General features: G+C 43.3%; 8 protein-coding genes and 2 pseudogenes. 4 read left to right on the forward strand and 6 right to left on the reverse strand.

The features are described 5' to 3' along the window. The first annotated feature begins 163 nt into the window (after nt 1-163). Nucleotides 164-1,377: pseudogene (locus ACH32G_RS02285) on the forward strand (aminotransferase A). Here the strand turns inward: ACH32G_RS02285 and ACH32G_RS02290 are convergent. Both ACH32G_RS02290 and ACH32G_RS02295 read right to left on the reverse strand, forming a co-directional pair. Continuing rightward, nucleotides 1,358-3,178: a PAS domain-containing protein gene (locus tag ACH32G_RS02290; RefSeq protein ID WP_448813944.1), complete on the reverse strand. Its 1,821-nt coding sequence runs from the start codon at nt 3,176-3,178 to the stop codon at nt 1,358-1,360. The pseudogene ACH32G_RS02285 and the gene ACH32G_RS02290 overlap by 20 nt on opposite strands. 177 nt (nt 3,179-3,355) lie before the next feature. Continuing rightward, complete coding sequence (locus tag ACH32G_RS02295) at nt 3,356-5,488, reverse strand: peptidoglycan D,D-transpeptidase FtsI family protein (RefSeq protein WP_448813945.1); 2,133 nt, start codon at nt 5,486-5,488, stop codon at nt 3,356-3,358. Between the two features lie 340 nt (nt 5,489-5,828). Here ACH32G_RS02295 and ACH32G_RS02300 point away from each other — a divergent pair, with 340 nt between their 5' ends. The 3 genes and pseudogenes from ACH32G_RS02300 to ACH32G_RS02310 all read left to right on the forward strand — a co-directional run bounded on the left by ACH32G_RS02300 (nt 5,829) and on the right by ACH32G_RS02310 (nt 7,385). Beyond that, complete coding sequence (locus ACH32G_RS02300) at nt 5,829-6,605, forward strand: CAP domain-containing protein (RefSeq protein WP_448813946.1); 777 nt, start codon at nt 5,829-5,831, stop codon at nt 6,603-6,605. Nucleotides 6,606-6,648: 43 nt separating this feature from the next. Continuing rightward, nucleotides 6,649-6,774, forward strand: a pseudogene (locus ACH32G_RS02305) (P-II family nitrogen regulator); the annotation flags it as partial. Nucleotides 6,775-6,989: 215 nt separating this feature from the next. Beyond that, a complete protein-coding gene (locus ACH32G_RS02310; protein ID WP_049628381.1) occupies nt 6,990-7,385 on the forward strand; it encodes a hypothetical protein in 396 nt (131 codons plus the stop codon). Nucleotides 7,386-7,941: 556 nt separating this feature from the next. Here the strand turns inward: ACH32G_RS02310 and ACH32G_RS02315 are convergent. From ACH32G_RS02315 to ACH32G_RS02330, 4 genes are all read right to left on the reverse strand, one after another. Further along, nucleotides 7,942-8,808 carry an NAD(P)-dependent oxidoreductase gene (locus ACH32G_RS02315; RefSeq protein ID WP_448813947.1) on the reverse strand — a complete coding sequence of 289 codons (867 nt, stop codon included), beginning with the start codon at nt 8,806-8,808 and terminating at the stop codon, nt 7,942-7,944. Between the two features lie 79 nt (nt 8,809-8,887). Then, on the reverse strand, nt 8,888-10,855 hold the full coding sequence (locus ACH32G_RS02320) for a methyl-accepting chemotaxis protein (protein WP_448813948.1): 1,968 nt from the start codon (nt 10,853-10,855) through the stop codon (nt 8,888-8,890). Nucleotides 10,856-10,982: 127 nt separating this feature from the next. Then, nucleotides 10,983-12,011 carry a spore photoproduct lyase gene (gene splB / locus ACH32G_RS02325; protein ID WP_049628380.1) on the reverse strand — a complete coding sequence of 343 codons (1,029 nt, stop codon included), beginning with the start codon at nt 12,009-12,011 and terminating at the stop codon, nt 10,983-10,985. 84 nt (nt 12,012-12,095) lie between these two features. After that, nucleotides 12,096-12,335: a transcriptional regulator SplA domain-containing protein gene (locus tag ACH32G_RS02330; protein ID WP_016936321.1), complete on the reverse strand. Its 240-nt coding sequence runs from the start codon at nt 12,333-12,335 to the stop codon at nt 12,096-12,098. Between the last annotated feature and the right edge of the window lie 55 nt (nt 12,336-12,390).

The following is a 12,390-nucleotide window of genomic DNA, read 5'->3' on the forward strand; positions in this document are numbered from 1 at the left end:
CAATGAAGACAATCATTTCAGCTGGTTGTCTTATTTTTTTCTGAAAGAAGGTATGTTTTCACATATCGGACATATACTCGGGATAGTTCACTTAAATAGATGACAAATGCTCAGCTAGTGGTAAAATAGGATAAACTCAATATATAGTATAAGGTGATGAATTATGGAACATTTGCTTAATCCGAATGTAAAAGAAATTGAAATTTCAGGAATTCGCAAATTCTCAAATCTTGTAGCTCAGCACGATAATGTGATTTCGCTTACGATCGGCCAGCCGGATTTCTTCACGCCGCACCATGTCAAAGCGGCGGCCAAAAAAGCAATCGACGAGAACGCTACGGCGTATACTCCGAATGCGGGCAGTCTTGAGCTGAGACAGGCCGTACAGCTTTATATGAAGAAAAAAGCGGATCTGAATTATGAAGCCGAAACAGAAATCATCGTCACAACCGGGGCGAGCCAAGCGATTGACGCGTCTTTGCGGACGATTTTATCTCCCGGCGATGAAGTCATTCTGCCCGGACCGATTTATCCCGGCTATGAACCGATTATCCGCATGTCAGGCGCCGTTCCCGTTCATGTGGACACGACGACACACGGATTTAAGCTGACAGCGCGGCTCATTGAAGAATCGCTGACGCCTAAAACAAAATGCGTCATTCTTCCTTATCCGTCAAATCCGACCGGAGTGACATTGTCAGAAGAAGAGCTGAAAAACATCGCGGCCGTGCTGAAAGGCAGAAATGTTTTTGTACTGTCGGATGAGATTTACAGCGAATTAACCTATGACAGACCGCATTACTCAATCGCGTCTTTTTTGAGAGACCAGACGATCGTGATCAACGGGCTGTCAAAATCACACAGCATGACGGGCTGGAGAATCGGTTTCATTTTCGCACCGAAAGACATTGCCAAGCACATCTTAAAAGTTCACCAGTACAGTGTGACATGCGCGTCCTCGATCTCCCAGAAAGCGGCGCTTGAAGCGGTGACAAACGGCGTTGATGATGCTCTTATTATGAGAGAACAGTATAAAAAGCGGCTTGATTATGTATATGACCGTCTTGTGTCAATGGGGCTTGACGTCGTAAAGCCGTCAGGCGCATTTTATATCTTCCCTTCCATTAAGTCATTCGGAATGTCATCGTTTGATTTTAGTATGGCTCTTTTAGAGGATGCAGGTGTGGCTCTAGTGCCCGGCAGCTCGTTTTCAAAGTTGGGTGAAGGGTATGTGAGGCTGTCATTCGCATATTCACTGGATACATTGAGAGAAGGTTTGGACCGGCTGGAAGCATTTATTTTAAAAACGAGAGAATCCATGCAGACTATTTAAACAACGGCGTTACGCCGTTGTTTTTTATTGTTTCGGGAATGTAATGTGAAAAGCAGTGCCTTTATCCGGTTTGCTGTCTACTTGGATGGCTCCCTGATGGTTTTTAATAAGGTTGAATGTGACCATCAGCCCCAGGCCGGTTCCTTTTTCTTTCGTCGTCAGAAACGGTTCGCCTATCCGTTTCAGCACGTTTTCCGGTATCCCGTCACCCTCGTCTTTGATCGTCACATTGACGGAATATTCATCTTCTGTCATGAGAATGTGGACCGTTCCTCCATCAGGCATCGACTCAACGGCATTTTTTATCAGATTGATAAACACCTGCTTCAGCTGATTTTGATCACCGTTAATAAACATGCTGTCCCGTTCGTAATCCGTTTTGATGAAAATCCCTTTAAGATTTGCCTGCGTCTCTAAAAGAGCGGTTACTTCACTTATAATTTTCTTTAAGTTTACACGCTCTTTCACTGCGTTATGCTGAGGTTTGGCAAGCATTAAAAGTTCACTTAAAATTAATTCGATTCTGCTCAGTTCAGAAAACACAATGTCAAAATAATGTTCATTTTCTTCCATCGTCGGCTTCATGAGCTGTAAAAATCCTTTGATCGCCGTCAGCGGGTTGCGGATTTCGTGAGCGATTCCCGCCGCAAGCTGCCCTGCGATAGACAGCTTTTCCGACTTCAGCATTAATTCCTCCGTCTGCTTCCGCTCAGAAATGTCACGCAGAATGACCTGCACGGCCGTTTCTCCGAAAAACGTCGTCGGAATGCAGACCATTTCCGTGTAGATCAGCCGGTTTTTAAAAGTAAACCACGATTGTTTAATGATTTCGGACTCGGTCTTTCGGTCGATAATATGTTGAATCCGCTGTTTCACGTCGTCATGATCACAGGGATGAAGCTGTTCATAGATGTTTTTACCGATTAAATCTTCATAGGTTTCGGCTTCAAACAGCGAAATGCCCGACTCATTCATGAATACCCATTTGTCATTGTGAATCACGGCGATCGTATCAATTGAATTCTGAATGAGGAGCTGATAACGCTCTCTGCTTTTTTGAAGAATCGTCTGGAATTTTTTCCGTGAAGAAATATCAATCAGAAGCAGTAATTCCGCCCGCTGATTTTTATATGTCGTCGGCGCCGCCTTCACTTCTAAATGAATGGGCGTGCCGTCAAGCCTTCTCCACGTCTGTTCAATCATTCCGACTTCCATCCCTTTTTGCATCCGCACAATTCGGTTTTTCACAATGTCATGATACTCTTCTTCGATAAACTCATAAGAGCGTCTGCCGATCACCTCATCTTTGCTGTCGGCTCCCAGCATGGCAAGCATCGCGTTATTGGCGTAGGCGATTGTGCCGTTGATACTGACGTATAGAGGATTCGGCAGCGTTTCAACAAGACGCTCAAATTCGCCGTTTCCAGCCGCTTCTGCTGACTGTTGTTCTGCCTTTTGCTTCTTTTGTTCATACATATAAGACCTGCACGGTGTCTTCTCCTCAAGCACCTTGATTTTAAGGATAATTTCCCGATCTGTCCCCTCCATTTGCGGTGTGACAATTTCCACACCTGCTTCAAGCCAAACAATGGTATGATCTTTTTTAATAAGGCGAAAGGTGCAAGGCATTAAATGATGCTCATTATAGAAGTAACTTTCAACCAAAAATTGATCTTCCTCATGCAGGAACGTTTTGAGAAACGATCCGATCATTTCTTCCTGGGAATAACTGAAATACGATTTGCAGTTTGCAGAAATATACATAATACGCCCGTTAGACGTCAAAACGGCATGAAGATCGGTTTTCGATTGAAGCTGTTTGACATGCTGAGTATCCTGTTCCACAGAATCCCTCCTTTGCATTTTACTCACACTGCAGGCTGGTCACGGGCTGATATTAAAAGAATTTCCACTAGATTGATTCGCTAAAAAATGAGCATTCTCCTTCTATTCTTATTGTGAACGTCAATTTTCCTGAATGAAAGAAAGGGCGCACGATATGTTCGGCCGCCCTTTCATTTGTTATTTTTTATTGTATTTCTTTTCAAGCTCTTTGTAAGCGTCAACTGCTCCCTTGGCAATGTTTTTACTGATATGATCTTTATCATCTCGAACAGACGGAACGACGACGCTGAATGCCACTCGTGGATGTTCTGACGGGTAATAGCCGACAAAAGTCAGGTTATACGTTTCTTTCCCCCACCAGTTTTTGTTCGTGCCGTAATAGCGCGTCTGCGCGGTTCCCGTTTTTCCGGAAACATCAGCGCCGGAACCTTGAAATGTTGAATAAGCCGTTCCTTGAGGTGAGCTTGTGACCAATTTCATTCCTTTATGAACTTGATCAAAATCGCTCGGGCTGTTATTTACTTTGTTCAAAACTTTAATATCGCGCTGTTCAATCGCTTTCCCAAGCTTGTTTTTGCTGTCCGGTTCATGAATGCTTGTGACAATCCGCGGCTGGACGCGATATCCGCCGTTTGCGATGGCCGAAATATATTGAGCCATTTGAAGCGGCGTATATGTATCAAACTGTCCGATCGCAAAATCCAGCAGCAATCCCCCGACCAATTGCGGATTTGACTGCATTCCCGCTGATTCCTGAGGAAGATCAATCCCGGTTTTCACACCCAGGCCGAATTGGGCGTAGTAGTTGCGCATTTTTTTAATATCGTCTAATCCGGCAGGCAGCATGCCGTGCGGGACGTAGGTAATGCCGGCTATATGCATGGCCACATGAAACATATATACGTTTGAACTTCTTTGCAGCGCGGTCAGCTCAGTAATGGTCCCCATTTGTGTCCACGATTGTTTTCTCGTTTTGCCTTTAAATACAAGCGGTGCATCGACAAACGTTTTATAATGCGGGAGGCCGCTTTGGTAACCCGCAAGAACAGTAGCTCCTTTAACAGAGGAGCCCATCTCATATTGGGTCGTAAATGCCCCGATCGCAAAATCCTGTGTTTTATTTGTTTCGAGATCAATGCGTTTCCCCGCCATTGAGAGAATATCCCCGTTGTTCGGATCCATCATGACGGCAAATCCTCTGTCAACCATATAGTTGCCGGCGGCGCGGCTTCTTCTCAGCTCATTTTCAATGACTTTTTCGACTTTCGACTGTAATTCCATATCGAGCGAGAGCTGCAGATCGTAGCCTCTGCTGCCTTCATTGACGGGCTTTTGGCTGACGACTTCACCTTTGCTGTTTTCCACATACTCTACTTTTTCTTTATGTGCGTTTAAATAGTCTTCATACTGATATTCAATGTAGCTTTTTCCCACCCGGTCATTCAGTGAGTAACCTCTTGTGACATAATAATCTTTCCGTTCGCCCAACAATCCCTGTTCCGGTGTCGTCACACCGCCGAACAGAGAGTACAGCGTTTTGTCGTACGGATATTTCCGCGTCCAGTCATTAATCACGTCAATGCCGGGGAGCTCTTTCAGGTGCTCGGATACGACGGAAACTTCTTCATATGTCAGGTCGCTTTTCGGTTTCTGTTTGTTGTTTTCATGTTCGTCAAGCAGTGAACCGCTGTTTCCGTTTCCGTTCAGCTTATTCGGGTCCATTGATTTGACGACTTGCGGCTGATAGGCGTTGCCGCTTGAAAAACGCGTATAAATCGCCGCGATTTGCAGCTCTTTTTTATCTTTTTTAATCGCATCAATCTCCTGCTTCGGGACGCGTTCAATCTGGCGTTTGTACACTTCTTGGGATTTCAGGCTGTTTTCTGAATCCTTCATAAGCTTTTCCGCCTTCTTCGGATGTGCGGCAAGCCAGTAATCAATGATATTTCGATCCTTCATAAATTCAGTATCAATATGGATCAGTGCGGCGAGATTTTTTGCCGTTTTCAATTTGTCCTTTGCCGAGGTTTTGGAGGTAGAAACGTATACAATTTCAGGCACAGCCTGGTTATCAACCGCCACTCTGTTCTGCCTGTCATACATCTTTCCCCGCGGTGTCGGGTAATAGGCGGTTTTTGCATTTGCCTTCTCCGCATCCTGGCGGTGTTTATCCCCTTCGACAATCTGGACGATGCCGAGTTTAAAAATCAGTGCCGTAAAGAGAAGGAAAACAACTAAAAAATAGATATTCATTCTCAGCGCTCTGTAACGTTTCGTTTTTTTCTTTGGTTCACGCGCGACTTCAGCCACTTTCTGTTACACCTCTCAAATCATTGAATATATTTACATAAACAGATTTTAATTGTAACATTTTTGTAAAAGTTGTTACAGCGAAAACAGGTAAAAAAAACTGTCAAGATCAAATTATCTTAAAAAATATCTAACACTTCAAATAACTTGAAGTAATGTAACGGATTTTAAAATATAAATACAGATCGTTTCTCCTGATATAAAGCCATTTTTCTATGCTCAATTACAATTATGACAAGAGATTGTTGTCAAAGGAAATGAATGCCTGCATTATGACAAAAAAGCTGTGATAAGATTTTTCATGTAGAAAAAAACAACTTCTCTGGGAGGCTATAAACTTATGAAGAAAGCATTTCTCTTATCTGCCGCCGCGGCAGTCAGTTTGATAACATTCGGAGGCATTCAGCAGGCATCTGCCAAAGAGCTGTCATGCCAGCACGTCGTTACTGTGAAAAAAGGAAACACCGTACAGCATCTGACTCTTCAAGAGGCTGTTGAAAAACTACATATGAAAAAGAGCGCGAAACAGCTGAGCTTTAAAAATGAGAAAGAACTGAAACAGCAGCTGCAAAAACACGCAAAGCATTCTGATATGACAGTTAAAGACGTTCAAAAAGAAACACCTGCAAAAACGGCTCCGGCAGCTGCTGAAAAACCGAAAGCCGATCAAAACCAGACGGCTGACAATGCAAAACAGACAGTTAATACAAACAACAGCAGCGAGAAAACTCCTTCATCTGTCAGTGCGTATGAAAAGAAAGTCGTTGAATTGACAAACGCAGAGAGACAAAAGCAAGGCTTAAAACCTCTGCAGATTGATGATAAACTAAGCAAATCAGCTCACGCAAAATCACAAGATATGAAAGACAAAAACTATTTCGATCATCAAAGTCCGACTTACGGTTCACCTTTCGATATGATGAAGTCATTCGGGATCACTTATAAAACTGCCGGTGAAAATATCGCCAAAGGGCAGCCGACTCCTGAAGCTGTCGTTAAAGCTTGGATGAACAGTGAAGGCCACAGAAAGAACATCATGAATCCTGAGTTCACTCAAATCGGTGTCGGTTATGTAGAATCAGGAAACATCTGGACACAGCAATTCATCGGAAAATAATATAAAAAAGATTGCCCCAGCGGGCAATCTTTTGTCTGTCGAAAAAGTGGCTGAGACGGCGCAAAAAGTGCTCAAAACCCGTGAACCCGGTGACGGCAAAATCTTAATTTTCGAAGTTCCCAATACAATCAACATCCGTACGGGCGAAGAAGGGCCTGACACTTTATAAATTTATAAATTTTGAAGCTCCCGGCACAGAGGTGCCGGGAGCTTTTTTGTAAAATCATAAACGTGAGGATTAAAATGGTTTTGCTAGCCTTTACTTCTTTAGTAATACTTTTTTATAATAAAAAGTAGAATTTACCTATTTTCCATTGAATATTTTTTCAAAATTTAGTAATATATTGAATGGGTTTCTAAATGAATGGAGAGAGGAAGTTTAAATTGAAAAAAATTGTAATGACACTATTCACAGTTGCTCTATTGACATTCGGGATTTTCTCAAACAGTTCAGAAGCGTTAGCCATGACTTCAAAAGGAGCAATTAAATTCCAAACAGATGCTAATACTTACTCAAAACACGCTACTTCTATTGTCGTAACAGGTACTGTGTCTACAAGATATGCTGAGGTAAACAGGGGTGTTAATGTTCTTCTTGTCAATAAAAAAAGAGATGTAGTCAAAGACATATATGTTAATGGCCGTAATATTCGCAGTTTTAAAGTGAGCTTTTTGACAAAAAATATTCCAGCAGGCAAGTATGATGTGGTGGTAGCATTGACTTGGGGAAATCAAACCCATAGAGGAGAACTGAAACACTATATTACTGTACAGCATTAAAATTCATATTATTAACAAATGGGTTTAACGTTGATTTCATCTGGAATTCTCAAAAAACAACATGTAATGATGAAATCTCTGAATCGAGGATGTTTTCGTAAATCTCTTGAATTTTTACGATACATCCTCTTTTATTTTTCAGTTTTGCTAGAAGGCTAATCTATAGAATTTCAATTTCGGATGCCAAATTATTAGGTTTTAATTGCGGGAATCACTCGATTTATTGCTATGTACATTTGGGTTACTCGAATTTCATAGTTGAATCAAACATGAAACATCCTACTGTTGGAAAGTTGTATTAATCCTTATAATTATTCGGAAATCCCCCTTTTGATTTATAATAGACAGTCTGCATCAAACAAACGAGGGGGATTTTCCAAACAGTAGAATATTATAAACGGATACACATTAATACATTATCCTGCCAAGTTCCTGTCTTCATTAAGGCCCTAAGAATACAAGGTTTGCAGATCATTGTTTACAAAACACTACCAACAATACTGTAAGTATTCGCTTCCTCAGCATCCATAAAATAGTCGCGTTCGGGCAATCTTTTTTATTTCACCCAAAGCTTATAAATGCTTTGAGTTCCGCTGTTTTCTTCTCCTTGCGCGGAAAGCTTGTCGTATAATGATTTGGCCAGCGCCAATCCGGGCATTTCTTCTCCCATGAGCTCCGCTTCTTCAAGAGCAATGCCCATGTCTTTAATAAAGTGTTTCACGTAGAATCCTGGTGCAAAATCGCCTTTCAGCATACGGGGAGCGAGGTTGGACAATGACCAGCTTCCGGCAGCTCCGGTTGTAATGCTTTTCAGCACTTGTTCCGGGTTCAGACCGGATTTTTCAGCGTAAGCCATCGCTTCAGCCACTCCGACCATTCCCGCTGCAATCGCGATCTGGTTGCACATTTTCGTATGCTGGCCGCTCCCTGCCGGCCCTTGATACTGAATATTTTCCCCCATTACGGAGAAAAGCGGCAGACATGCTTCAAACGCTTCTTTTTCTCCTCCGGCCATAATGGCAAGTGTTCCGTTTTGGGCGCCGATGTCACCGCCGGAAACGGGTGCGTCCAGGGCGTGAATCGATTTTTCTTTGGCTTTCTCCGCAATCTTCTTCGCCAGAGACGGTTTTGATGTCGTCATGTCAATGACAAACGCCCCTTCTTTTGCATGACGGAGAATGCCGTTTTCACCGAGATAGATTTCTTCGACATCACTCGGATAGCCGACCATGGTAATAACGATGTCAGCTTTCTCCGAAAGGTCTTTGACCGTCTCCTGCCAGACCGCTCCCTTATTCAGAATCTCTTCCGCTTTTTGTTTCGTCCGCGTGTAGACTAAAACAGGATAGCCCGCTTCTAAAATGTGCGATGCCATACTGTTTCCCATGACGCCTAAACCGATAAATCCGACCGTTTTGTTCACTGCGTTTTCCTCCCCTGCTGCGATTCATATATACGATTTCATGTCTATATTACCATATGACAGGCTGATAGAGTCCGCGTTACAAGGTGAATTTAGAAATGGCGCTGATCAGATCTTCGCTCGCGCTCTTTAACATGTCGGTCGATTGCTTCACTTTTTCAAGCGTAACGAGCTGTTCATCAGTTGAGGCATTCACTTCTTCCGCGGCTGCCGCTGATTCTTGAGAAATGGCGGAGATGCTTTGAATCGCTTCTTGTATCGCGGCTTGTTCTTCACTCATTTTTTGAATGTCATTGTAAATATGATCTATTCCTTGAACGAGAGACTGCATTTCCGTCGTAATCAGATTGAGCACTTCGCCCGTTTCATGAATGGCGCTGTTTTGTTCATCATTCATTCTGCTTGCCTCGATCATTGCGTGCGACGCTTCTTTCGTCTCTGATTGAATCAGCCGGACCGTCTCACTGATATGGCCGGAGGAAAGAGCTGATTGTTCAGCAAGCTTGCGGACTTCTTCAGCGACGACGGCAAAACCCCGTCCGCTTTCTCCCGCTCTTGCGGCTTCAATACTCGCATTCAGCGCCAAGAGATTTGTCTGGTCCGAAATGGCGGATATTGCCGTTACGACTTCCTCTATGTTTTTCGTTTGGTTTTCCAGGTCAGTCAGCATGGCCTCTACTTTTTTCGTTTCTGAATTGGCTTCATTTGACTTCATCAGCAGCTGGCCGAGCGCATCCAGGCCTTTGTAGCTGGCCTCCTCTGAAGATTTTGAGAGTTGTTTTATGCTGCCCGCGCGATCGGCGATTCCTCTTATTTTGACTGAGAGATTTTCAGATTTTTCATTGATCGTCTCAACCTCTGACGCTTGCTCAGTCGCTCCGGCGGCGACTTCCTCTATCGCTTTTGCGATTTGTCCGCTCGTTTCATTTGTCTCTTGTGAAATGACTGTTAATTGGTCAGATGTATCGGACACTTTTTCTGAAGAGGTCTTGACCTGTTCGACCATGTCTTTCATATTTTCAACCATTTGGTTAAAGTCTTTTGTTAATTCGCCTACTTCATCTTTTGATTTAGTCTGGGCGCGGACGGTTAAATCTCCCGCTGAGACCGAATTTGTTTTGGCGATCAGCTGCTGAATCGGCCCGGTTATCGTTTTCGCAAGGAAATAGCTGAGCCCGATCGTAATCACAAGAGCGATCAGTGACATAAAAATACTCACTGTATTCATTTTGTCGGCTACTCCCATCAGCTGATCTTTTTCAAACTGCGTTCCGACCTTCCATCCTGTTTCTTTTATCGTTTGATAGACGACCATATTCCCTTGCAGCTCTTTGATGCCTTCTTTGTCTGAGCTGATGTCTTTTAACGCCTGATCTTCCGAAATATTTTTCCCCTGTTTTGACGGATGCGCCAGAAGAGAACCGTTTTCATCCGCTAAAAACGCAAATCCTTTATACGGAACCTTTTGCTGATTGACCATGCTCTGAATGGAGGACAGCTTCAAATCTAAGCTCGCCACTCCGATGACGGTTCCGCTGTTTTGAATGGCTTTTGAAGCCGTCACGATCATATCTCCTGTCACAGCATCTTTATAAGGCTCAGTCCAGACAACCGTATCGGGTTTTTCGGCCGCCATTTTATACCACGTTCTATTTGTCGGATCATAGTCTTTGGCAAAGTCAGCCTTCGGATATGTAAACATTTGTTTGTCTGCGGTTCCGACGTATGCAAGCGCGACATATTTGTCATTCTGTCCTATCTGCTTTAACTCATCGTTAAAGAGCCGCGCGGTTTCTTTATTCCCATCTGTTAAAAACGTGCGGGACAATTCACCGCCTGCTAATCTCAATAATACAGTCTCATCATTTTTCAGCTGAAGCTCAATGTTCTGACCGAGTGAATTGGTGACATTTTCTGTCGTGCGTTTTGCTTCATCTGTCATCATCGGCTTTAATGTCAAATATGAAGATACCGTTAAAAAAACAACCGTTACGATAAGCATTGCCGATACAAACACAGCAATTTTGATATGCATTTTTTTAAACATAACCATCCCCTCCTGAGAGTTATATCGGTCTTTCGGCCAAGAAAATGAATAAACCTTGAAATAAATATCAAAAATTTCCGTCATTTGACGCAGCAAAAAAAAGAGCCGTCATGCCGACAGCTCCGCCTTACGTAAAATATTCGATTTTCGCTTTCGGAAAATAGGTTTCGATATAAGACTCGAGCGTTTCCCTTAAGGCATGTTCTTCGTCCTTTTGGTATATATATTTGCCGATTCCGTAACGTCCCCATTTGTATCTTCGCTTTTCTTCATCCAGTTCAAGCTTTGTTTTCGGATAGTTCTTCTCGATCACCCGTTTGGCCGGTTTTGTAAAACGGTGCTGGATCAGTTCAAATGTAATGTCATGCCGAACATCTTCATCAAGTGCCGCATCCAGCTTCTCAAACAGTTCCTTATAGCCTTCCTCCCAGCCATCATGAATATAAATGGGCGCCACGATGAAACCGAGGGGATAGCCCGCTTTAGCGACTTTGACAGCGGCTTCAATCCGTTTGTCGAGCGGAGAAGTTCCCGGTTCAAAGTTTTTAATGACATAATCCGCATTAATGCTGAATCTGAATCTTGTCTTTCCGTTATGCTTCGCATCAAGCAAGTGATCGACATGATGAAATTTGGTCACGAATCTGAGCTTTCCCAATTCGCTTTGTCCGAAATGCTCAATGGCTCTTTTTAATGTATGTGTCAAATGATCAATTCCGACGATATCAGACGTACAAGAGGCTTCAAATCTTGTAAATTCCGGAGCCCGTTCTTTCATATACTCATCAGCCTGATCCAGAATCTCTTCCACATTGACATATGTCCGGATGTAAGGCTTTGACCCCATCGTCGTCTGCAGATAGCAATAGTGGCAATGCCCCATACAGCCCGTCGCAAACGGAATGGCATATTCGGCGGATGGCTTTGAAGAATCGAATTTCAATGTTTTCCGGACGCCGATCACCAAGGTTGATTTCGCGTTCCGGTATTGCTGCAAATGATTTTTCCCCGGAATATTCCGGACTTGATTATGCGAGGTCGTTTCTCTGATTTCAAGCCCCATGTTTTCAAACTTATGTTTCAGCTCTTGTCCTAACGGGTATTCGAGCGCTCGCGGTTCAATATAAACAAGCTGGGGAACAAACGGCTTCAGCATAGACAGACACTCCCTTTACATAGTCTCACGTTGTTACTTTCCGTTTAAAAGAGAGTGAATATGCGTTGTAAACATTTCCTTTGATCAGTGGTGCCGATCTTCTTCAAAAAGCTCGCTGTAAAGCGCTTCCGCTTCTTCATATGTCGAAAAGACTGCATCATCTTCGGCCAGCGGATGATAGGTTTCGTGTAAAAAAAGAGACAGTTCCCCCTCATGGTATGGGTGATGAACGATCTCCGCCTCTTTAATATGGGCAACATTGGCGGCATGCGGATTACGGTAAATGACGTAGACCGTATCCCCCGCTCCAAATGATTTTGTCATGATAATCCCTCCTGTTGAAAGTTATTGTTCCCCCCTTTTTTCCGAATATGAAAAA

Source organism: Bacillus sp. CIS52, assembly GCF_053545315.1.

What these genes read in the sequence shown, in the direction of transcription:
- ACH32G_RS02300 (WP_448813946.1), top strand. Translation starts at nt 5,829, where the DNA reads ATGAAGAAAGCATTTCTCTTATCTGCCGCCGCGGCAGTCAGTTTGATA.
- ACH32G_RS02320 (WP_448813948.1), bottom strand. Translation starts at nt 10,855, where the DNA reads ATGTTTAAAAAAATGCATATCAAAATTGCTGTGTTTGTATCGGCAATG.
- splB (WP_049628380.1), bottom strand. Translation starts at nt 12,011, where the DNA reads ATGCTGAAGCCGTTTGTTCCCCAGCTTGTTTATATTGAACCGCGAGCG.
- ACH32G_RS02330 (WP_016936321.1), bottom strand. Translation starts at nt 12,335, where the DNA reads ATGACAAAATCATTTGGAGCGGGGGATACGGTCTACGTCATTTACCGT.